The organism is Tessaracoccus flavescens (genome assembly GCF_001998865.1).
GTDB lineage: Bacteria > Actinomycetota > Actinomycetes > Propionibacteriales > Propionibacteriaceae > Arachnia > Arachnia flavescens.
The window spans coordinates 2,282,094-2,308,127 of record NZ_CP019607.1 but is presented as its reverse complement, the minus strand read 5'-3'; the positions used below and the strand labels follow the sequence as shown (position 1 = coordinate 2,308,127).

The 26,034-nt window shown below is 68.2% G+C and carries 25 protein-coding genes and 1 pseudogene; 12 read left to right on the top strand and 14 right to left on the bottom strand.

Going from position 1 to position 26,034, the window contains the following annotated elements:
• The first annotated feature begins 53 nt into the window (after positions 1–53).
• The 3 genes and pseudogenes from BW733_RS11035 to BW733_RS11025 all read left to right on the top strand — a co-directional run.
• Positions 54–1,304, top strand: a complete 1,251-nt coding sequence (locus tag BW733_RS11035) for an ISL3 family transposase (RefSeq protein ID WP_077350482.1) — start codon at positions 54–56, stop codon at positions 1,302–1,304.
• Positions 1,305–1,443: 139 nt separating this feature from the next.
• A complete protein-coding gene (locus BW733_RS11030; RefSeq protein WP_077350480.1) occupies positions 1,444–2,271 on the top strand; it encodes a MerR family transcriptional regulator in 828 nt (275 codons plus the stop codon).
• A gap of 113 nt (positions 2,272–2,384) precedes the next feature.
• A pseudogene (locus BW733_RS11025) lies at positions 2,385–3,002 on the top strand (histidine phosphatase family protein); the annotation flags it as partial.
• 12 nt (positions 3,003–3,014) lie between these two features.
• Here BW733_RS11025 and BW733_RS11020 read toward each other — a convergent pair.
• On the bottom strand, positions 3,015–3,731 hold the full coding sequence (locus tag BW733_RS11020; RefSeq protein ID WP_202970182.1) for a DsbA family oxidoreductase: 717 nt from the start codon (positions 3,729–3,731) through the stop codon (positions 3,015–3,017).
• Between the two features lie 57 nt (positions 3,732–3,788).
• On the opposite strand from BW733_RS11020, the gene BW733_RS11015 reads away from it, so the two are divergent.
• From BW733_RS11015 to rlmB, 3 genes are all read left to right on the top strand, one after another.
• A complete protein-coding gene (locus BW733_RS11015; protein WP_077350476.1) occupies positions 3,789–5,291 on the top strand; it encodes a class I SAM-dependent methyltransferase in 1,503 nt (500 codons plus the stop codon).
• 69 nt (positions 5,292–5,360) lie between these two features.
• Positions 5,361–6,797: a cysteine--tRNA ligase gene (gene cysS, locus BW733_RS11010; RefSeq protein ID WP_077350474.1), complete on the top strand. Its 1,437-nt coding sequence runs from the start codon at positions 5,361–5,363 to the stop codon at positions 6,795–6,797.
• Positions 6,797–7,750 (top strand): 23S rRNA (guanosine(2251)-2'-O)-methyltransferase RlmB, encoded by a 954-nt coding sequence (rlmB, locus tag BW733_RS11005; RefSeq protein ID WP_077350472.1) that lies wholly within the window; start codon positions 6,797–6,799, stop codon positions 7,748–7,750. The genes cysS and rlmB overlap by 1 nt, the downstream gene beginning before the upstream one ends.
• A 13-nt stretch (positions 7,751–7,763) precedes the next feature.
• On the opposite strand, the gene BW733_RS11000 is transcribed toward rlmB, so the two are convergent.
• Complete coding sequence (locus BW733_RS11000) at positions 7,764–8,927, bottom strand: hypothetical protein (protein WP_152024673.1); 1,164 nt, start codon at positions 8,925–8,927, stop codon at positions 7,764–7,766.
• Positions 8,928–9,079: 152 nt separating this feature from the next.
• Here BW733_RS11000 and BW733_RS10995 point away from each other — a divergent pair, with 152 nt between their 5' ends.
• Positions 9,080–10,468: a glycine hydroxymethyltransferase gene (locus BW733_RS10995; RefSeq protein ID WP_237268399.1), complete on the top strand. Its 1,389-nt coding sequence runs from the start codon at positions 9,080–9,082 to the stop codon at positions 10,466–10,468.
• 74 nt (positions 10,469–10,542) lie between these two features.
• Here BW733_RS10995 and BW733_RS10990 read toward each other — a convergent pair whose 3' ends face one another.
• From BW733_RS10990 to BW733_RS10975, 4 genes are read right to left on the bottom strand one after another with little or no spacing between them, the layout of a single operon-like run.
• Complete coding sequence (locus tag BW733_RS10990; protein WP_161490210.1) at positions 10,543–12,210, bottom strand: DUF2207 family protein; 1,668 nt, start codon at positions 12,208–12,210, stop codon at positions 10,543–10,545.
• Positions 12,211–12,215: 5 nt separating this feature from the next.
• The gene (gene ispF, locus BW733_RS10985) at positions 12,216–12,689 is read right to left on the bottom strand and encodes a 2-C-methyl-D-erythritol 2,4-cyclodiphosphate synthase (protein ID WP_077350464.1); all 474 of its coding nucleotides are present in this window, start codon (positions 12,687–12,689) and stop codon (positions 12,216–12,218) included.
• Positions 12,689–13,393, bottom strand: a complete 705-nt coding sequence (gene ispD, locus BW733_RS10980; protein WP_202970181.1) for a 2-C-methyl-D-erythritol 4-phosphate cytidylyltransferase — start codon at positions 13,391–13,393, stop codon at positions 12,689–12,691. Before ispD ends, ispF begins: the two co-directional genes overlap by 1 nt.
• Positions 13,383–13,868 (bottom strand): CarD family transcriptional regulator, encoded by a 486-nt coding sequence (locus tag BW733_RS10975; protein ID WP_077350462.1) that lies wholly within the window; start codon positions 13,866–13,868, stop codon positions 13,383–13,385. The genes ispD and BW733_RS10975 overlap by 11 nt, the downstream gene beginning before the upstream one ends.
• A 155-nt stretch (positions 13,869–14,023) precedes the next feature.
• Here BW733_RS10975 and BW733_RS10970 point away from each other — a divergent pair, with 155 nt between their 5' ends.
• Positions 14,024–14,515, top strand: a complete 492-nt coding sequence (locus tag BW733_RS10970; RefSeq protein ID WP_077350460.1) for a hypothetical protein — start codon at positions 14,024–14,026, stop codon at positions 14,513–14,515.
• A gap of 55 nt (positions 14,516–14,570) precedes the next feature.
• On the opposite strand, the gene BW733_RS10965 is transcribed toward BW733_RS10970, so the two are convergent.
• Together BW733_RS10965 and BW733_RS10960 are read right to left on the bottom strand one after the other, a co-directional pair.
• The gene (locus BW733_RS10965) at positions 14,571–15,251 is read right to left on the bottom strand and encodes a response regulator transcription factor (RefSeq protein WP_077352910.1); all 681 of its coding nucleotides are present in this window, start codon (positions 15,249–15,251) and stop codon (positions 14,571–14,573) included.
• Between the two features lie 2 nt (positions 15,252–15,253).
• A complete protein-coding gene (locus tag BW733_RS10960) occupies positions 15,254–16,417 on the bottom strand; it encodes a sensor histidine kinase (protein ID WP_077350458.1) in 1,164 nt (387 codons plus the stop codon).
• Positions 16,418–16,612: 195 nt separating this feature from the next.
• On the opposite strand from BW733_RS10960, the gene phoU reads away from it, so the two are divergent.
• From phoU to BW733_RS10940, 4 genes are all read left to right on the top strand, one after another.
• Positions 16,613–17,278 carry a phosphate signaling complex protein PhoU gene (phoU, locus tag BW733_RS10955; RefSeq protein WP_077350456.1) on the top strand — a complete coding sequence of 222 codons (666 nt, stop codon included), beginning with the start codon at positions 16,613–16,615 and terminating at the stop codon, positions 17,276–17,278.
• 123 nt (positions 17,279–17,401) lie between these two features.
• Positions 17,402–18,406, top strand: a complete 1,005-nt coding sequence (locus tag BW733_RS10950; protein WP_077350454.1) for a polysaccharide deacetylase family protein — start codon at positions 17,402–17,404, stop codon at positions 18,404–18,406.
• Positions 18,407–18,474: 68 nt separating this feature from the next.
• Positions 18,475–19,224, top strand: a complete 750-nt coding sequence (locus tag BW733_RS10945) for a phosphoglyceromutase (protein ID WP_077350452.1) — start codon at positions 18,475–18,477, stop codon at positions 19,222–19,224.
• 98 nt (positions 19,225–19,322) lie between these two features.
• Entirely contained in the window at positions 19,323–20,054 is a 732-nt protein-coding gene (locus BW733_RS10940; RefSeq protein WP_077350450.1) for an SDR family oxidoreductase, read from the top strand.
• Positions 20,055–20,123: 69 nt separating this feature from the next.
• On the opposite strand, the gene BW733_RS17900 is transcribed toward BW733_RS10940, so the two are convergent.
• The 6 genes from BW733_RS17900 to BW733_RS10915 form a co-directional block, all read right to left on the bottom strand.
• Positions 20,124–20,348, bottom strand: coding sequence for a hypothetical protein (locus BW733_RS17900; protein WP_152024672.1), 225 nt, complete (start codon positions 20,346–20,348; stop codon positions 20,124–20,126).
• 388 nt (positions 20,349–20,736) lie between these two features.
• Positions 20,737–22,137 carry an AI-2E family transporter gene (locus BW733_RS10935; protein WP_161490209.1) on the bottom strand — a complete coding sequence of 467 codons (1,401 nt, stop codon included), beginning with the start codon at positions 22,135–22,137 and terminating at the stop codon, positions 20,737–20,739.
• 151 nt (positions 22,138–22,288) lie between these two features.
• Entirely contained in the window at positions 22,289–22,648 is a 360-nt protein-coding gene (locus tag BW733_RS10930; protein WP_077350446.1) for a biotin/lipoyl-containing protein, read from the bottom strand.
• A gap of 9 nt (positions 22,649–22,657) precedes the next feature.
• On the bottom strand, positions 22,658–22,918 hold the full coding sequence (locus BW733_RS10925) for a hypothetical protein (protein WP_152024670.1): 261 nt from the start codon (positions 22,916–22,918) through the stop codon (positions 22,658–22,660).
• Positions 22,919–22,929: 11 nt separating this feature from the next.
• Complete coding sequence (locus tag BW733_RS10920; protein ID WP_077350444.1) at positions 22,930–24,486, bottom strand: acyl-CoA carboxylase subunit beta; 1,557 nt, start codon at positions 24,484–24,486, stop codon at positions 22,930–22,932.
• A gap of 13 nt (positions 24,487–24,499) precedes the next feature.
• On the bottom strand, positions 24,500–25,993 hold the full coding sequence (locus BW733_RS10915) for a methylmalonyl-CoA carboxytransferase subunit 5S (protein ID WP_077350442.1): 1,494 nt from the start codon (positions 25,991–25,993) through the stop codon (positions 24,500–24,502).
• Positions 25,994–26,034 lie beyond the last annotated feature (41 nt).

Sequence of the window (26,034 nt, the reverse complement as noted above, 5' to 3'; positions counted from 1 at the left end):
GTTCCAGGGTATGTGCCCGGCTGGTTGGTGTCGAGAACACGGTCGTCGAAGCGATGGACTTCGATGAGGTATCGGGAGATCTGGTGGTGCGGGTCAGGCCGTTCAAGCGGTGCATGAACCGGTGCGGGATATGCGGGAGCCGGAGCCCTCGGTTCGACAGGGGCCGGGGACGTCGTCGGTGGCGCAGCCTGGACGCGGGAACTACTCGGGTGTTCCTTGAGGCCGACGCTCCGCGGGTGTCGTGTCCAGCCCACGGGGTGGTCGTCGCGCAGGTTCCGTGGGCTCGTCATGGAGCCGGTCACACCTGCGAGTTCGACGCGCAGGTCGCCTGGCTGGTCACGCAGTGCTCGAAACGTGGTGTCAGTGAGTTGATGCGGATTGCCTGGCACTCGGTTGGAGCGATCATTGAGAGGGTCTGGGAAGACACCGCGTCAACGTTTGACCGGTTCGCTGACCTGACCAGGATCGGTGTCGATGAGATCAGCTACAAACGCGGCCACAAGTACCTCACCGTGGTGGTCAACCACGACACCGGGCGCCTGGTCTGGGCCGCTCCTGGACGTGACAAAGCGACGCTGAACCAGTTCTTCGACGAGCTCGCCGCGTCCGGAGACGCTGCTGGCCAGGACCGGGTCGCGATGATCAGCCACGTGAGCGCTGACGGGGCGAACTGGATCAAATCAGTGATCCGGAACCGCTGCCCCAGGGCGGTGCTGTGTGCTGACCCGTTCCATGTCGTGAAATGGGTCACCGAGGCCCTCGACACGGTCCGCAGACAGGCCTGGAGCGCAGCGACCGGACGCCGCCGTCACGACCCTGAAACAGGGCAGCAGCCCCGCTCTGTCGGGCAGGCTCAACGCCTTCAGCATTCCCGGTTCTCGATCTGGAAGAACCCGGAGAACCTCACTGCTAACCAGCAGGTCCAACTCGACTGGATACGAACGTCTCACCCCACCCTGTTTCGGGCCTACCTGCTGAAAGAAGCCATGCGCACCTTGTTCAAACTCTCCCCCCAGGAAGCCCCGGCAGCGTTCGATCACTGGATCAGTTGGGCCCGCCGCTCACGCATCCCCGCGTTCGTCGACCTACAACGCCGGATCATGAAACACCGCGACGAGATCCTCGCCTCGATCACCCACGGTCTATCCAACGGACTGATCGAATCAGTCAACACCAAGATCCGACTGATCACCCGAATCGCGTTCGGCTTCCACGGACCCGAACCCCTCATCGCCCTCGCGATGCTGAACCTCGCAGGCCCCAAACCCAGCCTCCCAGGCCGCCCACGACCCACACATCCATGAATAGAGCCACTTTTCCGGACTCGTTGCGCGACACGCCGGGGCGGCGGGTCACAACGGCGAACGAACCAGAAAAATTGCTCATCGCGATCACTGATGCCGGGCTTGACCCTGACACGGTGTGAGGGGCCACAGTTGTGTCATGACCGACCACTCGATCGGAGCGTTCTCGGCGCTCTCGCGGATCAGCATCCGGATGCTGCGCCACTATGACGAGCACGGCCTGCTGAAGCCAGCCTCCGTCGATCCCGACACCGGCTACCGCCGCTACAGCGACGCCCAACTGGCCGACGCGCTGCGGATCCGCAGGCTCCGCGACGTCGGGTTCTCCGTCTCGGCCATCGGCGCAGTCACCGCAACCGACGAGGAGGACTCGTACCGGCGGGCGCTGATCCTCCAGCACGAGGCGCTCCAGCACGAACTGCGCGCGACCGAGGAACGGATCGCCCTCCTGCACCAGCTGCTCAACTCGAAAGGCTCCACCATGGACGCCATCACCGTCTCCCGCGCCACGCTTCCCGCCTCGACCGTCGTGTCGCTGCGTGGAACCATCCCCGCCTACGACCGCGAGGGGCTGCTCTGGCAGCAGTTCATGCCCGAGGTGGCACGGCAGAACCTCACGCCCGCCGGCCCCGGAGGGGCGATCGAGCACGACGGGGAGTACCGCGAGTCGGAGGTCGACATCTCCGTCTGGGTGCCGGTCGTCGCGGGAAGCACCGCGTCGGCCCCGTTGGAAGTGTTCCACCTCCCCGCGCAGGAAGCGGTGGTGGCACGGGTCGTCGGGCCGTACGCGCTGATCACGGAGGCGCACGGGCGGATCGCCGAGTTCGCCCGCGCCGAAGGCCTGACCCTCGCGGCAGGCGGCCCCGACGCACCGGTCGAGCAGCGCAACCGCAACCGCTACCTGAGCGATCCCGGAGCCGGGAGCGAGCACGTCACGGAGGTCATCGTTGCGCTGGCGGCCTGCTGACCCGGCCCTCGCGGCTGACTAGGCTGAGCGGGTGCAACTCCTGATAGTCCGGGCACGGCCAGTCGACCAAGAACGTCGTCCATGCGAACCCTGGGGTTGCGCAGCGCACCAGCGATCCCGACCTGACCGACCTCGGCCTTCAGCAGTCCGCGGCGCTGGGCACGTGGATGGCGGCCAATGGTCCTCGCCCCGGGCGCATCTTCTGTTCCCTGATGCGCCGAACCATCCAGACGGCCCACCCGTGGGCCCACGCGCTCGACGTCAGCGAGGCAAGGGCCGACCTGCACGAGAGCGCCGGGCCGTATCTCGGCGACCACGCCGACCTGCAGCCGCATCCAGGCTCGGCGAGGTCGGTGCTGCAGGGGTTCAGCGACCGGGTCGTGCTCCCCGACTCCGCGACAGAGCAGGGCTGGTGGCCCGGCCCGCCGGAACGGGTCGCGGACAGCCTTCGCCGAGCGCAGCGGGTCGCGCAGTGGCTGTGGACGATGGACGACGACGTCGTCGGGTTGGTGATCCACGGCGCGTTCGGATCGATGCTGCTGAGCGCGCTACTGCAGCCGGGCGCGATCCAGGCCACCCTGGAGCGCGAGAACCCCAGCTCCTACGACATCGGATTCTGGTACCGGCTCGACACCGCGTCAGTGACCCTGCTCGAGCTCGACCGGGAGAGCGGCGAGGTCACCGTCGGCTGGATCAACCGGATCGACCACCTGATCGACCCCGCAGTGTGAGTCGGGGCGTGGCTAGCAGCCGTCGGGCCCGCAGGCCTCTCCCGCCCCGTCGAGGGTGATCAGGGACGGCTTCTGCTCGGCGAGCGCGGTGTTGAGCGCCTGCAGGAACAGCTCAGGGGGCTGCGCACCGGAGACGCCGTACTTGTTGTCGATGACGAAGAACGGGACGCCGCGCACACCGATGGCGGCGGCCTCACGGATGTCCGCCTCGATCGCCTCGTCTAGCTCGGTCGAGTCGAGCGCGGCTCGCGCCGTCTGCTCGTCCAGCCCGGCGGCGATCCCCAGCGCGACGAGCTGATCGGCATCACCGATGTCGCCGCCCTTCTCGAAGTGGGCAGACAGCAGGGCCTCCTTCAGCGCGTCGGCGCGGTCGCCCCCGTCGACGGCGTCGGCCTTCTTCGCGGCCTGGAGGACGCGGTGCGCCCGGCGCGAGTTGGCCACGATGAGCGAGTCGAAGTCGTAGTCGAGCCCCTCTCCGGCGGCCTGCACCTTCACCTGGCCGATCATCTGCTCGACGGCGGCGCGGGGCATCCCCTTCGTCTCGACGAGGTAGTCGATCTCGTCGCGGTCGCTGTGCTCGGGCAGCGTCGGGTCGAGCTGGAAGCTGCGCCAGGTCACGTTGACCTGGTCGCGTTCCGGGAACTGGGCGAGGGCCTTCTCGAAGCGCCGCTTTCCGATGAAACACCAGGGGCAGGCGACGTCGGACCAGATCTGGATGTCAATGCTCACACTTTGATTGAACCATGAACTACCAAACCGACCCCGTGGCAGTGCGAGAATCGTGCGGTGCGCTACATCCTGTTCCCCGGCCGACACCACCTCGTCACCTCCTTCCAGGTTCGCCACCTGCGCTCCCTCGTCGAGCGGCATCCGGATGCGGAGGTCGTCTGGGCCGTGACCAGCGCCGACCACGGCGGCACCCAGCGCAACCCGGTCCCCGGTCCGCGCAGGCTTGGCCTGATCGAGTCGGTCGCCGCGGAGACGGCCCTTCCATCGCTGACCTTCCTGATCGCCAACCGACGACCCAAGCCCGACTTCGCGCACTACGTGATCGAGGAGATCCGCACGCAGACCGGCGCAACCGTCTCGATGTCCCCCTCTAACACGCTTGTCGCGTGCTCCACCCCCGAGGTCATCGCCGACTACGAGCGGCTCGGGTACGCGATCGACCCGGTCGAACTCGGCACGCAGGAGACGCGGCCCTGGCAGGTCGTCGAGGCGATCATCGACGCGGGCCCCGAGTGGGAGGCGCGCGTCGAAGGGGTGATGGCGCCCGCCGCCGTCGAGTACTACCGACGCTACGGGCTGGCCGAGGCCGTGCAGTCGATCTACTCCGACCCGCTGATCGACAGCGATGACGGCGACATCACCGTCACCCGCGACTACGCCACCTACCGGGCGGCGTTCGAGGACAACGCCTGGCGCAAGGTCAGCGAGTTCGAGGCCGCGGTGCGTCCCGGCCGGATCGTTGACGTCGGCTGCGCGACGGGGCAGACGATCAAGCTGCTGAGCGAGCGACCGGAGCTGTTCGAGTCCGACTTCTACGGCGTCGAGGTCGCCCGGCCGCTCTACGAGATCTGTCAGCAGCGCAAGTCGAACGGCGAGTTCGGAGACGCGAACGTCTTCTTTCACCAGCGCAACATCATGCAGACCCAACTGTTCGAGGACGACTCCCTCGACACGGTCATCTCCATGGCACTGACCCACGAGATCGAGTCCTACCTCGGCCGCGAGGACCTGCTCGAGTTCTGCGGCCGCGTCTTCCAGATGCTGCGGCCCGGCGGGGTGTGGATCAACTACGACGTCGTCGGCCCCGACGGCCGCGAGGACCTGGTGCTGGCCGACCTGAGCGCCACCGACGGCGTCGCAGACGGCGACCTCGCCGACCTCTCGACCCGGGCCCGGTTCGAGAAGTTCGCCCGCGACTTCCGGGCGGAGGAGGGAGACGGCATCTCCTACGAGGCGGTCGAGATCGAGGGGCGCGAGCTCGTCCAGCTCACCCGCGGGGAGCTCTACGAGTTCCTCGCCAAGAAGGACTACATCGACTCCTGGTACTCGGAGGCGCACGAGGCGTTCTGCTTCTTCTCCCCCGACGAGTGGGTCGCGCTGCTCGAGTCAAACGGCTTCGTGATGACGCGCGACACCCGCCCCATCCAGAACCCGTGGCTGATCGAGAACCGCTTCTCCCGCGCTGCGACGGTGTACGTCCAGGGCGACGACGGGGAACTCGTCGAGGACGAATGGTCGTGGACCAACGTGCTCCTCGTCGCGCAGAAGCCCGAGGACTGAGGCGTCCGCCCGCTCCGGTCTTCTCCGGCCGGTCGGAGCGGCGGCGCCGTCACGGTAAACTTCCTCCCCGTGAGGCTCTATGACACCGCCACGCGCTCCGTGCGCGAGTTCGTCCCCCTGCGCGAGGACGAGGTGTCGATCTACCACTGCGGGCTCACCGTGCAGGCCTCGCCGCATCTCGGCCACATCCGCAAGGAGGTCGTCTTCGACGTCCTGCGCCGCTGGCTGCAGCACAAGGGCTTCACGGTGAAGGTCGTCGCCAATGTCACCGACATCGACGACAAGATCCTGCAGAAGTCGGCCGAGAACGGTGAGGACTGGTTCGCGCTCGCGTACCGGTTCGAGCGGGAACTCCACGACGCCTACGCCTCGCTGGGCTGCATCCCGCCCACCTACGAGCCGCGCGCGACGGGCCACGTGCCCGAGATGCTCGAGCTCACGCAGCAGCTGATCGACGCCGGGCACGCCTATGTCGCCCCCGACGGTTCGGGCGACGTCTACTTCGACGTGATGAGCTGGCCCCGCTACGGGGAGCTCAGCGGCATGAAGGTCGACGAGATGGAGCCTGCCGCCGACGCCGATCCGCGCGGCAAGCGCGACCCGCGTGACTTCGCCCTCTGGAAGGGACACAAGCAGGGCGAGCCGGAGACGGCGTCCTGGCCCTCCCCCTGGGGGCGCGGCCGCCCGGGCTGGCACCTCGAGTGCTCCGCCATGGCTGGCAAGTACCTCGGCGACACCTTCGACATCCACGGAGGCGGCATCGACCTCAGGTTCCCGCACCACGAGAACGAGCTGGCCCAGTCGGCGGCGGCCGGTCGCGGCTTCGCCCGCTACTGGATGCACAACGCCTGGGTCACCATGGCGGGCGAGAAGATGAGCAAGTCGCTCGGCAACACCGCACTCGTCTCCGAGGTCACGAAGGCATACGACCCGCGCGCGGTCCGGTTCTTCCTGCTCAGCCCCCACTACCGCTCGACCATCGAGTTCTCCCCCGCCGACGAGGAGACCCGCGGCTCGCTCGCCGAGGCAGAGAAGGCGATCACCCGCATCGACACGTTCGTGCGGCGCGCAGCCGAGTTCACCGACGCAGGCCGGGCCGCCGCCGTACCCACGGATAACCCACACTACGCGGCCTTCGCCGCCGCGATGGACGACGACCTCGGCACCCCGGCCGCGGTAGCCGCCCTGTTCGAGGCGATCCGCGCAGGCAACCAGGCGCTCGCGTCCGGCGATCGGAAGGCGACCCTCTCCCAGTTCCTCGCCGTCAGCTCGATGCTCGACGTGCTCGGGCTCGACCCGGGCGCCCCCGAATGGGCGCACGGCGCCTCGGGCGATGACCTCACCCCGGTCGTCGACGGGCTCGTCGGGGCGCTGCTCGAGCAGCGCTCCGCAGCCCGCGCGGCGAAGGACTGGGCGGCAGCGGACGCGATCCGCGACACCTTGGCCGGTCTCGGCCTGAAGATCACCGACACCCCTGATGGGGCGAAATGGAGCCTCGAGAACTGATGGCCGGTAACTCATCGCGTCGCGGAGCGACAAGCAAGGGTAAGGGGAAGGCGGCCGGTTCCGGCGGCCGGATCCGGAAGTCGCTGGAGGGTCGTGGGCCGACGCCGAAGGCCGAGGACCGCGTCTACCACAAGGCCTACAAGGCGAAGCAGGCCGCACAGCGCCGCGGCGGAACCCAGCAGAAGGGCCGCTCGACCCGCACCGCGGTCGGCGCCGACTGGGTCGTCGGGCGCAACCCCGTCTTCGAGGCCCTGACCGCCGGGCTTCCCGTGAAGCAGGCCTACGTCGCAGAGGGCGCCGAGCGCGACGACCGGCTCCGGGACATCCTCAAGTTCTCTGCCGAGAACGGCGTGCCGCTGCTGCAGGTCACCCGCGGCGAGCTGGACCGCGTGACCGGCGGCCTCGTCCATCAGGGCGTAGCGCTGCAGCTGCCCGCCTACGAGTACGCAGACGTCGAGGACGTGCTTGCCGACGCGCTCGAGGTCGACGGCATCGTGGTGGCGCTCGACGGGGTCACCGACCCGCGTAACCTCGGCGCGATCATCCGCTCCGCTGCCGCGTTCGGCGCGACCGGCGTCGTCATCCCCTCGCGCCGCTCGGCTTCGATGACGGCCGCAGCCTGGAAGACCTCGGCCGGGGCGGCGGCGCGGCTGCCGATCGCCATGGCCACCAACCTGAACCGCGCGCTGGAGCAGGCGTCGAAGATGGGCTTCACCATCGTCGGCCTCGCAGGCGAGGGCGAGGTTCCCGTCTCAGGGGCCCCCGGCATCGACGGGCCGCTCGTGATCGTCGTCGGGTCGGAGGACGAGGGCCTCGCCCGACTGGTGCGCGAGCACTGCGACTCGCTGATCTCGATCCCGATCGCCAGCGCCGTCGAGTCGCTCAACGCCTCGGTCGCCGCAGCGATCGCGCTCTATGAGGTCTCGCAGCAGCGCTCGGCGTCTGCCGACTGATCAGCCGGAACCCTCACCACTCCTCTTCGAGGGGGCTGAAGGCGAGGGTGAACGAGATCGGTGATGCCGCGCCTGTGAACTCCGCGCTCACATCCGGGTGGTCGGAGTACCTGGCCCGCAGCTCCCCGACGGGGTTGCAGGTGATGGTCGCCCGCGACTCCATCCCAGGAACCAGCCAGGTGACATCGAGCACGGCCTCACCGTTGTAGATGGCCTCGGTGGTGATCGTCTTCGGCCGGTGGGCGGGGATCGGCGCTGCCGTTCCTTCGACGTACTGGAACGAGTTGACCACGTCGATGTCCATGATCACCGCCGGGTTGCCCGGGGGTTCGAAGGCGACCCGCGCGCCCGTCGAGACCCGCAGCCACTGCTTGCCCTTCTCCGCCCAGCCGTCCTCGGAGTTCCATGGGACGAGGCCCCAGCTCGCCTGCGGCTTGATGCCGAAGCTGAACCGCGAGGTCTGCTTCTGGAGGGCTCCCGTCGGCAGGGTCGCGAGCGTGCGGTGGAACACCTGGTCGTCGCCGATGACCTTGATCCCGACGCGCTCCCGGAAGCCTGTGTTTGCGGCCCAGGCCTCGTCAACGACGGGGGCTCCGCTGCGCAGGTCGACCGCGACGGTGAGGCCCTCATCGCGGATCTGGAGCATCACCGGCGCGCCGGCGGGAACGGCCAGGATGACGAGCACCCATTCGCGGGCGAAGCGGCGGGTGGTGTCGTTGAACACACCGAACGGTGCGGTCAGGGGGATGACGGTGCTCTCTGCGACGAGGATCTCGGCTGCGGCCCGTGCCGTGTCCGTCTCTCCGTAGTACGGGTGCCCGGCCTGGAGGGTGAAGGCCACCAGTTCGAACCCCTGCGGGGCGCGGATGGCGCCCTGTTCGAAGACCTGGGCGACGGTCTGGGCGCTCAGCGTCTCCCCGGCGAAGCGGCGGTCGAGCCGGGCGTCGAAGTGCGGAGTCGAGATCCGCTGCATGGTGGTGATGCCCTCGTTGAGCATCTTGGCCCCCGAATCGGGTGACTGGTTGAAGTAGTCCTCGGCGACTTCGAGCGCGTCGTCGGCCGACGCCGTCGGCACCGGCGAGCCGGTGGGCTCTCCCCAGGAGATGGGCTTGAAGGCGCAGCCGGTCAGTCCGCCCACGGCAAGCAGGGCGAGCGCAGATCGTCTAGTCAGTGGCACGGGGTCAGGGTAGTTCATGGGGTGCCCACCCCCGCGCCGGCGAGGGGCGCGGCGGGGGCCGCGGGGCTAAAGTAGGCCACATCCCACTTACCTTGAGGAGAACTGTGAGCGATCTCGAATCGATCTCAGCGGCCTACCGCACCCTGTTCAGCATGATTGAGGCCGTGGAGCCGCGCGTCGCGGAGGCCACCCGCCAGGAGCTCACCGATCAGCGCAACTCGCTGAAGCTGATCGCGTCCGAGAACTACGCAAGCCTCCCCGTGCTCGCCACCATGGGCACCTGGTTCAGTGACAAGTACGCCGAGGGCACCATCGGCCACCGCTTCTACGCCGGCTGCCAGAACGTCGACACGGTCGAATCGGTCGCGGCCGAGCACGCCCGCGAGCTGTTCGGCGCGAAGTACGCCTACGCGCAGCCCCACTCCGGCATCGACGCCAACCTGACCGCCTACTGGGCGATCCTGGCCCACAAGATCGAGTCGCCCGCCCTCGCCGAGTTCGGCGCGAAGGGCGTCGCGGAGCTGAGCGAGGCCGACTGGGAGACCCTTCGCCGTCGCTTCGGCGACCAGCGCCTCCTCGGCATGTCGCTCGATGCGGGTGGTCACCTCACCCACGGCTTCCGCCCGAACGTCTCGGGCAAGATGTTCCACCAGCGCTCCTACGGGACCAACCCTGAGACCCAGCTGCTGGACTACGACGCGCTTGCCGCCCAGGCGCGCGAGTTCAGGCCGCTGATCCTCGTGGCCGGCTACTCGGCCTACCCGCGCCGGATCAACTTCGCGAAGATGCGCGAGATCGCCGACGAGGTCGGCGCCGTGCTGATGGTCGACATGGCCCACTTCGCCGGCCTGGTCGCAGGCAAGGTGTTCACCGGTGACGAGGATCCGGTGCCCTTCGCCGACGTGGTCACCACCACGACGCACAAGTCGCTGCGCGGACCTCGAGGCGGCATGATCCTGTCGACCGAGGAGTACGCGCCCTCCATCGACCGTGGCTGCCCGCTCGTGCTCGGTGGCCCCCTCGGGCACGTGATGGCAGCAAAGGCCGTCGCGCTCGCGGAGGCCCGCACCGCCGAGTTCCAGACCTACGCCCAGAACGTGGCCGACAACGCCAAGGCACTCGCAGAGGGCCTGCTGTCGCGCGACGCTCAACTGGTCACCGGGGGCACGGACAATCACCTTGTCCTGCTGGACGTGCGCAACTTCGGGCTGACCGGCCGCCAGGCCGAGGCGGCGCTGCTCGACGCAGGCATCGTCACCAACCGCAACGCGGTCCCCAACGATCCCAACGGCGCCTGGTACACCACCGGTGTCCGCCTCGGAACCCCGGCGCTGACCACCCGCGGCTTCACCACCTCCGACATGGACGCCGTCGCCGACATGATCGTCTCGGTGCTGAAGTCGACCACCCCGACGACCACGTCGGCCGGTGCACCGAGCAAGGCGAAGTTCGACCTCACCGACGACGCGCGCGACGCGTCGCTCACCGAGGCGCAGCGTCTGCTCGACCTGCACCCGCTGTACCCGGGCCTCGAGCTCTGATCAGCTGACGCACGCGAAGAGGGCGGGGTGACCGATCGGTCGCCCCGCCCTCTTCACTTCTGCTTCGTGGTGGCTCACCTGCCGAAGAGCTCACCCTGCACGGTGTGCACGAACTGGGTCAGCGAGGCGGGCAGGTCCTGCAGGTGCCAGGTGTCGGGGGCGTGGTACCAGTCGAGCGCGTCGGGGTCGGGAGCCTCGACGTCGTCGTCTGCCGCGACGAGCGCCTCGATCCAGCGCTCCTTGCTTCCGAGCACGACGGTGTAGCCGAGCAGCCTGGACGCCTCGGGCAGCTCGCGCCCCTTCGGCAGGTGGTCGGTCGGCTGGGTCGCCAGCACCGCCGACAGGGCCTGGAGCCCCCGCAGGAGGGCGGAGCCCGCGGCCGTGCGGCGCGGCATCCGGTCGGCGATCCACACGAGACCTGCCGCGATGGCGAGCAGGACGAGGGCGAGGAGGCCGAGGTTGGTGAACGCGACAAGCAGCACGGCAGCGACGACTGCCACCCCGAGCGCGATCCAGCCACGGACGCGCCAGGAGGACCGGGTCGAGTCGGGCCGCGACTCGAACCAGCCTCGGGTGACCACGTCCTCGTACAGCGCGTCCTGCACCCTTCCGATGCCCGCGGACAGGCTCGCCGGGAGCTGCGAGACCAGGGTGGGTTCACCCGCCGGGGTGACGACGTCGAGCAGTTCCTGCTCGAACCGGGCGAGCTCGTCGCGGCCCTCGCGGCGCTGCAGGGTCCAGTCGAGCAGCCCGTGCTGGGCGCGGGGAAGTTCGGTGATCAGCAGATGACCGCGCACCGCGAGATCGAGCAGCGTTGCCGTGATGTCGAGCGGGTCGACGCGCTCGTCGGCCACCGTTCCGACGTGACCGGGACGGATGGCGTCGCGCACCTCGAAGGTCGCCTCACCGTCGCCGATCGGCGTGAACCCGGCCACGAGGGTGGGTTCGTTGCCTGCCAGGTCGCGTCCGGTGCGCCGGAACAGCGCGTAGAGCAGGGCCGCCCCGATCAGCGCAGCGGCCAGAGCCCAGGCGACGGTGGGCCAGCTCACCTCGAAGGCGCGGTCGAGGCTCCAGCGGTGCTGCAGGTCGGCGTCGGCCGATACCTCGGCCGGGTCGTACCCGACGGTGACGACGACCTCGTCGAGCGCCTCGCGCGGGCCGTCCTGGAAGACCGGGTTGGGCGTCTCGACGGTTCCGCCGCTGATGGCAGCGCAGTTGCCGATGCTCGCGAGCGGTCCGGCAACGCAGTCCATCATCTGGGGTGCCGGCCCGGTGACGGTGACCTGCACCTGCTTCACCCCGACCGAGAGCCCGTACAGCGCAGGCCAGGTCATGCCGGACAACGCGCCGTCCTGCCCGGTCTGGGCGGAGGTGGCCCCGACGACCCGGTAGCTGCTCTGCAGCGTGCCCGGCTGGTCGAGGGTGGCGTTGAGGGTGAGGGCGTCTCCGGACTCCTGGAAGCCGACGGTCTCACCGCCCGGCAGGGTGGCGGACGCGTCGCTGACGCTGTAGCGGTAGTAGGCGCCACTGTCGATGTCCCAGGTGAGGGGGAGTTCGCGGCGGATCTCCCCCGGCGCGGTGCCGAACTCGAGTTCCTCCGTGACGTCGATCGAGCCGTCCGCGTTGACGGTGATCGCGACATCGAGCCGGTCGGCCGAGGTGTCGGCACGGGCGGCCGGACTTCCGAGGACGAGCAGCAGGGTCGCCAGGACGAGCAGGCAGCTGAGACGCAGACTCTTCACGCGGGTCAGCCTAACGGCTGCTGGACCAGGGCCACCGCCATGGCTGCGACGCCCTCTCCCCTTCCGGTGAGGCCGAGGGAGTCGGTGGTTGTCGCGCTGATGCTGAGCGGGGCACCGAGCACCTCGGAGAGGAGGGCCTCAGCCTCGGTGCGGCGGGCGGCGAGGTGCGGGCGGTTCCCGATGATCTGCACCGAGGCGTTGCCGACCTGGAACCCGGCGGCGCGGACCCGGCGGGCGGTCTCCCGGATGAAGGCGACGCCGCTGGCGCCTGCCCATTCCGGTTCGGACGTGCCGTAGTTCGACCCGAGGTCTCCGAGGCCGGCCGCGCTGAGCAGGGCGTCGCACACGGCGTGGGCCGCGACGTCTCCGTCGGAATGACCGGCGAGCCCCGCGGGCTCGTCCGGGAAGTTGAGCCCGGCGAGCCACATCGGGACGCCTTGGGTGAGCTTGTGGACGTCTGTGCCGATGCCGACGCGCATCACGGTGTCCTTTCCCGCAGCAGGGCGCTGGCGAGGATGAGGTCGACGGGTTCGGTGATCTTCAGGGAGTCTCGGTGTCCGTTGACGAGGACCACGTGCATCCCGAGGTGTTCGCAGACGGCGGCGTCGTCGGTGACCTGGACGCCCTCCTCCGCGATCCGGTCGTGGGCGGTCCGCAGGGTGGCGAGCCGGGCGCCCTGCGGGGTCTGGACGGCGCGCAGCGGCGAACGGTCGACGATGTGGGAGTCTTCGCCTTCAACCCTCCGGATCGAGTCGATGACCGGGACGACCGGGATCACGGCATCTGCTCCGGCCAGGACGGCGTCGGCGACGGCGCGGACGACGGCTGCGGGAACGAGCGCGCGGGCTGCGTCGTGCACGAGGACGACGGCATCGTCGGGTGCGGTGAGGGCGGCGAGCCCGGCCCGGACGGAGTCCTGGCGCGTGGCGCCGCCGGGAACGAAGGTGACGGACAGCCCCTGCAGGGCCGCCTCGAAGAGCGGGAGGAAGCCGACCGGAATGGTGACGACGATGTCAGCCACCCCCGCCTCGCGCAGCGCCTCTACCGAGCGCCTGATGAGGGCGACACCCTCGAGTTCCACGAGGGCCTTCGGCAGGGCGGCGCCCAGCCGGGAACCAGAACCGGCCGCCACCACGACGGCGACGACCGGTTCTGGAGAGTTCGGTTGCTGGTCAGGAGGCAAGGACCTCGTCCAGCATGATCTCAGCCTTGTCCTCTTCAACCTGCTCCGCGAGCGCGAGCTCTGCGACGAGAATGGCGCGGGCCTTTGCCAGCATCCGCTTCTCGCCTGCGGACAGACCCTTGTCACGATCGCGGCGCCACAGGTCGCGCACGACCTCCGAGACCTTGATCACATTGCCGGAGTGGAGCTTCTCCATGTTCGCCTTGAACCGGCGAGACCAGTTGGCCGGCTCCTCCGTGTGCTCCGCACGAAGAACCGAGAAGACCCGCTCCAGACCGTCGGCGTCGACAACGTCGCGCACCCCGACAAGATCCAGGTTGCAGGCCGGCACCTTGATCACCAGATCGTTTTGGCCAATGACCCGCAAAACGAGGAAGAGCTTGTCTTCCCCCTTGATGGTCCGGTTTTCGATGTCTTCGATGACGGCTGTCCCATGATTAGGGTAAACAACCGTCTCACCGATCGAAAAAGTCATACCTGAAGACCCCTTTCCAGGGCTAATTCTAGCAGGCGGACCCCAATCGGCCCAGACCCTCATTCCGGGGTAGAGGCTCACCGCAGGCGCAATCGTCGCGCCGGGCGGCCCGATCTGGTTAGGATGTGGTGACCCTACGCGCCCACGGAGGACCAATGACCAAGCCCATGCGCCGCATCGCGGCGATCGTCGCGACCGCCGCAATGTCAGTCGCGCTGAGTGCCTGCACGCAGGGGCACTGGGTGTACTCGGCGCCTCCGGCAGCCGGTGTGCAGGCAGACGTCGGCGGCGTGAAGCTGCGCAACTTCCTGATCATCGCCGACGCCGAGGGCAAGGGAATGCTGCTCGGGGCGGTCGCCACCCGCGATGCCGACATCGCGATCGAAGGCTTCACGGTGGCCCCCGGCCTCTACGACGGCAGCTACGGCAAGCCCGTCACAGTGGACTTCTCCGAGGAGGTCCGCAAGGGCGCCACCATCTACATCGACGGCGAGAACACCCAGTTCTCCAGCCCCGATCTCACGCCCGGGATGCTCGCAGACGTCGACGTCACGTTCGCCGACGGAACGGTCGTCAATCTCGACGTGCCCGTGATGCCTTCCGACCACCCCGACTACCAGGAGTGGTGGGACAAGTACGCGGCCTGAGCCGCCCACAACTTCGCGACGCCCACCCCGGCCGGGGTGGGCGTCGTCTGTTCCCTCAGCCCTCGAACTTGTAGCCGAGGCCGCGCACGGTGATCAGTCGTTTTGGGTTCGACGGGTCGCGTTCGAGCTTGGAGCGCAGGCGCTTGATGTGGACGTCGAGCGTCTTGGTGTCGCCGACGTAGTTGCTCCCCCAGATGCGGTCGATCAACTGGCCGCGGGTCATCACCCGGCCCGCATTGCGCAGCAGCAGTTCGAGCAGCTCGAACTCGCGCAGCGCCAACCGCACCTCCTCGCCGTCCACGTAGACCTGGTGGCGTTCCACGTCGAGGCGCACCCCGGAGACCTCGACGACCTCGGGGAGGAGGACGACCTGGTCCTGGCCGCGGCGCAGCACGGCGCGGATGCGGGCGACGAGCTCGCGGTGGCTGAACGGCTTGGTGACGTAGTCGTCGGCACCGAGTTCGAGGCCGACCACCTTGTCCACCTCGGAGTCGCGGGCGGTCACCATCACGATCGCCACATTGCCCCGGTTGCGCAGCTGCCTGCAGACCTCCACCCCGGGGATGCCCGGCATCATCAGGTCGAGCAGGACCAGGTCGGCGCCCTGTTTGTCGAAGAGCGCCAGCCCCTCGGTGCCGTCGGCTGCGGTGAGCACCTCGAAGCCCTCCTTCGCCAGCATGAAGCTGGTCGCCTCGCGGTAGGACTCTTCGTCCTCGATGATCAGGATGCGGGTCATCTTCATTCCTCGTCGGATTCTGCGTCGGGCCTCGGGCCGAGGTAGGTGGGAAGTGAGAGCGTGAACGTGGAACCCTGGCCGGGGCGGGACCAGAGCCGGATGGAGCCGCCGTGGGCGCCTGCGATGTGGCGCACGATGGACAGGCCGAGGCCGGTGCCGCCCGACTCGCGGGAGCGGCCGTAGTCGACCCGGTAGAAGCGCTCGAAGACGCGCTCCTGGTCCTCCGGCCTGATCCCGATGCCGTTGTCGGAGACCTTGATCTCGACCTGCGGGTCGGAGTCGGTGCCGACGCACATGACGCTGATCGTGACACGGGCCCGCTCGCCCGAGTAGCTGATGGCGTTCTGCACCAGGTTGGTGACGGCGTCGGTGAGCTGCCACTGGTCGCCGAGCACGAACGCCTCCCCGGTACGTGCCACGATGAGGCTCACCTCGCGCTGGTTCGCCCGTTCGCGCGAACGCGAGACCGCCTCGGTGACGACATCGTTGATGTCGACGACCTCGCTGGCCAGCATCGGGTCCTCCGACTGGAGCCTGGAGAGGTCGATGATCTGGTTGATCAGTTCGGCGAGCCGGGCGGTCTCCATCTGGAGCCGGGTGGCGAACTTCTTGACGGCCTCGGGATCGTCGTAGGCGGCCTCGACGGCCTCGGAGAGCACGCTGACCGCGCCTATCGGCGTCTTGAGCTCGTGCGAGATGTTGGCCACGAAGTCGCGCCTGACTGCGTCCACCCTCCGCTGGGACGACTCGTCGTCTGCCAGCACGAGGACACGGTCGTCGTCGAAGGGTGCGAGGCGGGCCTGGATCTCGACCGGATCGGAGCCGGGAAGCATGGCCCGGGTGACGGGGCCGCGGTACGGTTCACCGCTGGCGCGCACGGTGCGGACGAGCTCGAGGAGTTCCGGGAACCCGAGGCGGTTGCCGCGCGCCAGGTTCAGCGTGAGGGCCTGTTCGTTCGCCACGAGGATCTCGTCGTGGGGCCCCACCATGACCACCCCGGAGGGGATGAGGGTGAGCACGTCGCGCAGTTCCTGGGACACCTTGTCCGCGTTGCGCTGGGCCTCGAGCTGGCGCCAGCCCTCCCGTCCGCGGTGGATCAGGTAGAAGAACAGACAGCCCACAAGAGCCACTCCGGCCCCGATCAGTCCGGCGAGGGCTGGGTTCATGCCGCCATCATAGGTCGAGCCGGGCGGGGCGTGAGGCGGGCCGACGGGCCGCTGTGGCGCGGGGCCCCGAACCTTCACCGTGAGTTCACCGACGGTTCACGTGGAATGCACGTGTGTGTACCTGGGTCGCCTAGCCTCTTGGAGGACGTCGAGCCCGGCTAGACTCGACGCGACCCCTGTGTATAAGGAGCAGCGATGCGCACCAGCTACCACGAGGAACTCGATTCCATCCTCGACAGCCTCGTCCACATGGCCGAACTCGTCGAGGTGGCGATCAAGGACGCCTCCGAGTCGCTGCTGACCGCTGACCTCGGACGCGCCGAGTCCGTCATCACCAACGACGCCGAACTCGACCGGATGCACGAGGAGATGGAGTACAAGTGCCTCTCCATCCTCGCCCTTCAGGCTCCTGTCGCCGGTGAGCTGCGTACGATCGTCTCCGCGATCCGCGTGGTGTTCGAGCTCGCCCGGATGGGTGACCTCGCGGCCCACGTCGCGAAGATCGCCCGTCTCCGATACCCGGAGCGCGCCGTGCCGGAGGAGTTCGAGGCCAGCTTCCGCGAGATGGCAGACATCGCCATCGAGATCATCGACCAGGCTCGCGTCTCGCTCGCCCAGCGCGACGCCAAGGGCGCCGAGCGCCTCGCCGAGATCGACTCGCGGATGGACGTGCTGCGCCGCGACCAGTTCACCCGGATGCTCGCCGAGGATTCCACCATCTCGATCGAGGGCGCCGTCGACGTGGCGCTGCTCGGCCGCTACTTCGAGCGCTTCGCCGATCACGCCGTCGCGGTGGGTCGACGGGTCATCTACATCATCACCGGCGAGGTGCCGGAGGGCGAGGACTGGCCCAACGCCTGATCGGCGCTCGAGCCAGATCCGTCAGACCGTGGTCGCATCTGATCTGACTACGGTCTGAGCGATTCGGGCCTGCTCCCTTCCGGGCGTAGAGTCGGCCACGACCCACTTGGGAAGGCCAGATTCATGTTCACACTCCGTGCCCGCCGCCTGGCGGTCGCCACGCTCAGCGCCGTCGCTCTCACAGCAGCCGGCTGCGCGCCGGCAGGACTCGAGAGCTCACCCGCGCCGGCGGGCTCACAGACCGCGCCGACCGCCGCGAGCCCGACCGCCGTCGCCTCCCCCAGCGCCCTCGCGTCACCGACCCCGACCGCGGCGCCCAGCCCGACGGCCAGCCCCACCCCGAGCGTCCCCGCGTCCGCCTCCGCCACGCCGACGGCGACGCCCTCGTCGCGCCCCTCCTACACCGGCGATCCGAACGCGATCGTCAAGGGCAGCAACCACATCGGCTCGGCCGAGGCCTACGTCTACCCCGCGCAACTCGTCCAGCAGTGGCTGGAGGGAGAGGTGAAGCCGACCGAGAAGATCGTCTTCCTGACCTTCGACGACGGGCCGAACCAGACCACGACGCCGATCATCCTCGACGCCCTGAAGGAGGCCGGTGTCCACGCGACCTTCTACGTGATCGGCTCCAACGTCGGCGACAATCCCGACCTGCTGAAGCAGGAGCTTGCCGAGGGGCACGCGATCAACCTGCACAGCTGGTCGCACGACTACAAGAAGTTGTACCCGGGCAGGAAGGCCAACGCCGAGCGCGTAGAGAGCGAGTACGTCAAGACGCTCGAGGCCGTCCAGTCGATCCTCGGCCCCGAGTTCAACACGGAGGGCTGGCGCTACCCCGGCGGCCACATGTCGTGGAAGAACATGGCGGGTGCGGATGAGGCGCTCGCCTCGCACGGCGTGCACTGGGTGGACTGGAATGCCGACACCCGGGACTCCGCGCCGAAGAGTTCGCGGCCCTCGAGCGTCGACGAGATGGTTCAGAACGCCACCGAGCCGATCCGCGCGGGCTTCCACGTGGCTGTCATCCTCGGCCACGACACGCCTGACAAGACGCTCACGGCCAAGTCCGTCCCGGCGATCATCGCCGCCTACAAGGAGGCAGGCTTCAAGTTCGGCGTCATCTCCTGACCCCCGGCGGGCCGCCGCTTGCCTGGGCCGACGCGAGCGCCATCGTCGTCTGACGATAAGCTGATCCCATGACTTCGAAGTTGATCCTGCTCCGCCACGGCGAGAGCGAATGGAACGCCAAGAACCTGTTCACCGGCTGGGTGGATGTCGACATCAACGAGAAGGGTGTCGAGGAGGCAAAGGCCGCGGCCAAGCTGCTGCAGTCCGAGGACCTGCTCCCCGACGTCCTGCACACCTCGCTGCTGCGTCGCGCGATCCACACCGCGAACCTGGCCCTCGACGGCTGCGACCGTCACTGGATCCCGGTCAAGCGCAGCTGGCGACTCAACGAGCGCCACTACGGCAAGCTCCAAGGCCTGAACAAGACCGAGATCCGCGACCAGTTCGGCGAAGAGCAGTTCATGCAGTGGCGCCGCAGCTACGACGTGCCGCCGCCGCCGATCGACAAGGACAACGAGTTCTCGCAGTACCACGACGCGCGCTACGCCGACATCCCGGCCGATGAGCGCCCGCTGACCGAGTGCCTCAAGGACGTCGTCGCCCGGATGCTCCCCTACTGGGAGGCGCACATCGTCCCCGACCTCGCCGCCGGCAAGACCGTCCTGGTCACGGCGCACGGCAACTCGCTGCGCGCCCTGGTCAAGCACCTCGACGGCATCTCCGACGACGACATCGCCGGCCTGAACATCCCGACGGGCATACCGCTGTACTACGAGCTGAACGACGAGTTCAAGCCCGTCACGCCCGGCGGTCGCTACCTCGACCCGGAGGCCGCCAAGGCCTCGATCGAGGCTGTGAAGAACCAGGGCAAGAAGTAGCCCACCCGACGTTTGAAGGGGCCGACCGGATCACCGGTCGGCCCCTTCCGCGCGGGGCCGGACGGCGGTCGCCGTCTGGGGTGGATTAGGGTGGCGGCATGAAGACTGCGGTGGTGACAGGGGCAAGCTCGGGGATCGGCGCGGCGACCGCGCGGCTACTGGCGGAGGAGGGGTACCGCGTCATCTGCGCCGCCCGTCGGCTCGACCGGATCACCGCGTTCGCGGAGGAGATCGGTGGCGAGGCCCTCGAATGCGACATCACCGACCAGCGCCAGGTCGACCTGCTCGCCGAGGCCGCCGGGGGAAGCCTCGACGTGCTGGTCAACAACGCGGGAGGGGCGATCGGGCTCGAACCGGTCGCCGAGGCCGACCTCGATGCCTGGCAGAGGATGCTGCAGACCAACCTGATCGGCACCGCCCGGGTGACGAAGGCGCTCCTTCCCGCCCTCCTCGCCGCCGAGGGAGTCATCGTCTTCGTCACCTCAGTCGCGGCAGACGGCGGCTACGAGGGCGGGGCAGGCTACTGCGCCGCCAAGGCCGGCGAGCGCTCGATGGTCGAGTCGATGCGGCTCGAGCTGTACGACAAGCCGGTCCGGATCACCGAGATCAGCCCTGGCATGGTGCACACCGAGGAGTTCTCGCTGACCCGTTTCGGTGGCGATCAGGAGAAGGCCGACAAGGTCTACGACGGGGTCGCGGAGCCGCTGACCGCGACCGACGTCGCCGAGGCCATCGTCTGGATGGCGACCCGCCCAGGTCACGTCAACATCGACCGGATGACGATCCGCCCGCGTGCCCAGGCGGCGCAGCACAAGGTCTTCCGCGGCTGAGGCCCACGACGCCGACCGGCCCCCGTCTCCTTGAGGAGACGGGGGCCGGTTTCGTCGGTCAGCAGATCGTCACTGCCTGAACAGCACGATGTTGTTGAACACCCACTGCTGCGACTGGGTGAAGGTGTAGCCACCGCCGGCCTTCGGCTTCGCGGAGTACACCGTCGTCAGCGTGTAGCTGCGGCAGGCACCCCTACCGGCCGCCGCCGTGAGGCACTCGGTGGCCCACTGGCGGCCATCGGCGGCCGTCCACCTGTTCGCGTGACCCAGGGGGTTTGTCCTCCCACTGCTCACGCGACATGTACGGCAGGTACGTCAGGTTGTTGAAGGAGCAGCCCTGCTTCACCTGGAACCCGAATGCCGTGTTGACCACGGTGGTGGCCCGGATGTCGGTGCGGCATCGGGTGGTCTGCGAGTAGACCTGGCAGGTGGTGTTCCACTGGCCGCCCGTTGAAGGTGTGCGTGCCCGGAACGGTGTAGGGCATGCTCGGCTGCCAGCCGGGCTTCGGGGTCGGCGTCGGACTCGGCTTCCCCGTCGGGGTCGGCCTGGCGTCGGGGTCACCGACGGCGTGGGCGTGGGGCTCGGCGCCGCTCGACCTTGATCCGGAACGACACCTCGGTGTCGTTGCCTGCCGGGTCCGGAGTTTCACTCACCGGCATATGTTCACTTGCATGCAAACGCTCACTTCGGGTGGTCAGGTGGCGTCCGATCGGGCCTGCGTCCCAGCAGTCGACGTGCCCATGCGCGGGAGCCCTGCTCCTCGATGTCATCGCCCTCTGCCTGGTGGACGGGATCGGCGTCCCTGCGTCGCCTCACGAGGGCCCTGAAGAAGGCGGCGGAGCGCTCGGACTGGGACGCGACCGTCTGCCCGTCGTCCGTGGCCCATTTGATGTCGTCTGCCGTTCGCTCCCCCGTGCGTAGGTCGGTCAGGTCGCCGAGGTAACGCAGCAGCACCGCGCCGACGGCGGCGACGGGGACCGCGAGGAAGGCACCGATGATGCCGGCCCACGAGCTGCCGAGGATGACGGCGAGCAGGACGATCACGGGATGGAGCTGCATCACGCGCGACTGGAGCAGCGGCTGGAGGATGTGGCCCTCCAACTGCTGGACGCCCAGCACGACCGCGAGCACGAGCAGCGCGGTGGTCACGCCGTTCGAGACGAGCGCCACGAGGACGGCGACCGCGCCGGCGGTGACGGCACCCACGATCGGGATGAAGCCGGCCAAGAACGTCAGGACGGCGATCGGGAAGGCGAGCGGCACCCCGAGCAGGAACGCGCCGAGACCGATGAAGAAGGCGTCGACGAAGCTCACGATCGCCTGGGTGCGGATGTAGCCCGACAGCGTGTTCCACATGCGGGTCAGCAGTTCGGAAACGTGAAACCCTGCCCGACGGCCGACGATGCCGCGCATCCAGCCGACGAACTTGTGCCCGTCCTTGAGCATGAAGAAGGTGATGATGAGCGTGGTGAAGAGGGTGACGAGCGCGCTGCCGACCGAGCCACCGATGTTGACCACGGACGTCGCGATGTCGCCGCTGCGCTCTTGCAGCCACGCGACGGCCTGGGAGATGTACTCCTGGATCTCCTGGTCGTTGATGTTCAGCGGAGGCCCCGACATCCAGGTCTGGACCCGGCGGATGCCGTCCAGGGTCTGGTTGCGCAGATCGTCCCACTGGTTGGCCACAGACGGCGCGATGAGCCCGATCAGGCCTGCGATCACGCCCACGCCGAGCAGGAGGGCCGCGATGGCGCCGACACCGTACGGCGCGCCCCACTTCCGCAGTCGCGCGGTGATCGGGTAGAGCACGGAGGCGAGGAGCAGGCCTAGCAGGACCGGCATGATGGCGCCCGAGATGTACTTCAGGCCGATCCCGAGCACGACGAGCCCTGCGATGATCAGCAGCAGGCGGCCAGACCAGGCTGCCAACCACCTTCCGGCCTCACCGATGACGTCTGCACGGTCCACCGGGTTTGCCGGATCGGCCGTCGGGAGCGCGCCCAGTTCCTCGTCGGTGAGGCGCGCCTCCTGCGTCTCCTCCGGCTCGTCTGGCTTGGTCGTGAATTCATGATCGTCGTTCAATGTGACCCTCCTTGGTGACCCGCCCATGCTACTGATGCTCTGGATTGGCTGGTCGATGTGGACGGGTGCGTCGCTGATCGCGCCTCGGAGTGTCACCGGGAACGACGAACGGCCCCGGGGAACCTGCCCGGGGCCGTTGGTCTGCGTGGGATCAGAGCTCGATCAGAGCCTGGCCTCCCTGCACCGCGTCGCCGGGGGCGACGAGAATGGCGGAGACGGTGCCTGCGGCCGGGGCCTTGATCTCGGTCTCCATCTTCATGGCCTCGAGGATCAGCAGCACCTGGTCGGCCTGGATCTCGTCGCCCTCCTGGACGAGGATCCGCGCGACCGACCCGGCGAGCGGGGCGAGCACGGCGTTGGAGGAGGCGGCGGTCATCGATGCCTTGGTCGGGATCGGGTTCGATCCACCGTTGACGCCGATCACGATCGGTCCGAGGCCCTGGGGCTGTTCCTCTTCGACCTCGACGTCGATCTCGTACTCCGTCTGGTTGACGGTCACCTTCAGCTTCATCTTTTCTCCTTAGCGAACGTGCGGGACGGAGCGGTCATGGACACGGGCGCGCGATGCCGCCGCCCAGCGGTTCTGCGTGCCGTAGCGGATCGCCCGGATCTTGGCCTTGTGGCCGAAGAACGCGGCGACCGCAGCGCCGATGGCGATGAGGTCCGCTTCGGGGATCTCCTGCTGGGCTTCCAGCTTGGCGACCTTCTCCTGCAGGTCTGCGACCTGCTCGGTGAGCGCCGCGACAGCGTCGCGGAGCTCCTGCAGCGTGTTGTCTTCCATCGTCTGTCCGATCAGGCCGGGCCGAGCCCGTGCTTCTTGGCGGGACGCAGCTCGCGCTTCGCGGAGAGCAACTCGAGCGCCATCGCGATCTGACGACGGGTGTCGGCCGGATCGATGATGTCGTCGACGAGTCCCCGGCTGGCGGCCATGTACGGCGTCGAGAAGGTCTCGCGGTACTCCTCGACCAGCTCGGCGCGCTTGGCGTCCTTGTCCTCGGCCGCGTCGATCTCCTTGCGGAACACCACATTGGCCGCGCCCTCGGCACCCATGACGGCAATCTCGGCGGTCGGCCAGGCGAACACCTTGTCTGCCCCCAGGTCCTTCGAGCACATGGCCAGGTAGGCGCCACCGTAGGCCTTGCGCAGGACGACGGTGATCTTCGGAACCGTCGCCGCGGAGTAGGCGTAGAGCATCTTCGCGCCGTGGCGGATGATGCCGTTGTGCTCCTGCGCCACACCCGGCAGGAAGCCAGGCACGTCGACGAGGTTCACCACTGGGATGTTGAACGCGTTGCAGAAGCGGACGAACTTGCTCGCCTTGTCGGAGGAGTCGATGTCGAGCACGCCCGACATGACGCTCGGCTGGTTCGCGATGATGCCGACGGTGCGCCCGACGATGCGGCCGAAGCCGACGACGATGTTCTGCGCCCAGCCCGCCTGGACCTCGAGGAAGTCGGCGTGATCGACGATCTCGCGGATCACGTCGCGGATGTCGTAGCCCTTGTTGCCCTCGACCGGGAGGATCTCGCGCAGCTTCTCATTCGGCTCCACGACGTAGTCGGGATCGACGATCGGTGCGTCCTCGCTGTTGTTCTGCGGCAGGAAGCTGAGCAGCTTCTTGGCGATCAGGATGGCCTGCTCATCATCGTCGGCCACGAAGTGGACGACACCGGAACGACCCATGTGCGCGTCCGCGCCGCCGAGTTCGTCCTGGGACACCTCTTCACCGGTGACCTGCTTGATCACGCTCGGGCCCGTGATGAACATGTGGGCCTTGCGGGTCTGGATGATGAAGTCGGTCAGGGCCGGGGAGTAGGCCGCACCGCCGGCGCAGGGGCCGGCGATGATCGAGATCTGCGGCACGGCACCGGAGAGGAGCACGTTGGCGTAGAAGACCTTGCCGTAGCCGGAGAGCGAGTCGATGCCCTCCTGGACCCGGGCGCCGCCCGAGTCGTTGATGAACACGAACGGCGTACCGGTCTTCAGGGAAGCCTTCAGCGCCTCGGTGACCTTGATCGAGTGGGCCTCGCCCGCGGAACCACCCATGACGGTGAAGTCCTGCGAGGCGACGTGGACGGGCCGGCCGAGGACCGAGCCGGAGCCGGTGACGACACCGTCTGCGGGCATGTCGGCCTTGTCCATCCCGAAGGTGGTGGTGCGGTTGCGACGGAAGGCGCCGTCCTCCTGGAAGGAGCCGTCGTCGAGAAGTGCCGCGAGACGCTCACGCGCGGACAGCTTGCCCTGGGCGTGCTGCTTCTCGATGCGCTTCTCGCCGCCGCCGGCCTCGACGGTGGCGCGACGCTCGTCGAGCTGTGCGAGACGCTCCTGCATCGTGTGCTGCTTAGCCATGGATCAGATCTCCTTAAGCCGGTTCGACCGCGACGCTGTGCGAGCGACCGGCGATGGTGACGTTGTACTTGACTGGGCCGGTGATGCCCTTCGCGGGGCCGGCGGCCTGGGCATTCTCGGCTGCGACCTGCTCCGGCGTCTTGGCCACGGACTTGGGGCCCTCGGCCCGCTGCTGGAAGAACTTGGGCGCGACACCCGGGAACATGGCGTTGGTCAGCACATCCTCCTCGGAGCCGTCGAAGCCTTCGAGCTTGGATGCCGTCGTGACGAGCTCGTCCCACTCCGGGGTGAGCAGGTCGGCGGGGCGCACCGTGATGGCTTCCTTCTTCGTCTGGGCCTTCGCCAGCTCGACGACCTCCTCGTTACGGGGAGCGAGGCATTCGCCGTAGTAGCCGAGCATGAGGTCGGCAAACTCGCCGGTCATGACCTTGTAGCGGCCCATCAGGACGTTGAAGACGGCCTGGGTGCCGACGATCTGCGAGGAGGGGGTGACAAGCGGCGGATATCCGGCGTCGGCCTTGACCCGCGGCACCTCCTCCATGACCTCGCGGATGCGGTCGCCCGCGCCCTGGGCCTTGAGCTGGGACTCCATGTTGGAGAGCATCCCGCCGGGGATCTGGGAGGAGAAGATGTCGGTGTCGACGAGGGTGGCCGACTCGAACTCCTTGTACTTCGGGCGGACGCCTGCGAAGTGGTCACGGATGCGCAGCAGACGCTCCATGTCGAGATCGGTGGTGTACTCGGTCCCCTCGAGCATCGCGACGAGCGACTCGGTCGGGTTGTGGCCCGGGCCGAGCGACATCGAAGAGATCGCGGTGTCGACGACGTCGGCCCCGGCCTCGATGGCCTTCATCAGCGACACGAGGGTGACGCCGGTGGTCGAGTGGCAGTGGACGTTGATCTGGATGTCGCCGTAGGTGTCCTTGATGCCCTTGACGATGTCGTAGGCGGGCTGCGGCTGGAGCAGCGCGGCCATGTCCTTCAGGGCGATCGACTCGGCGCCCATGTCGATCAGCTGGCCGGCGAGCTTGATGTAGCCATCGACGGTGTGCACCGGCGAGACGGTGTAGCAGATCGTGCCCTGGGCGTGCTTGCCCACGGACTTGACGGCCGCCATGGCGCGGGCCATGTTGCGGGGGTCGTTGAGGGCGTCGAAGACCCGGTAGACGTCCATGCCGTTCTCGGCGGACTTCTCCACGAACTTGTCGACGACCATGTCCTCGTAGTGGCGGTATCCGAGCAGGTTCTGCCCGCGCAGCAGCATCTGCAGCCGGGAGTTGGGCATCAGCTCACGGAAGGTCCGCAGTCGCTTCCAGGGGTCTTCGTTGAGGAACCGGATGCAGGCGTCAAACGTCGCACCGCCCCAGCACTCGACGGACCAGAAGCCGGCCTTGTCGATATCTTCACACGCATCGACCATGTCCTCCATGGCCATGCGGGTCGCCATCAAACTCTGATGTGCGTCGCGGAGGACGAGCTCCGTCACGCCGATCTTTCGCGCAGTCATGGGACTATCCAATCATGCCGCCTCGCCCCGCGAGGAGGGAC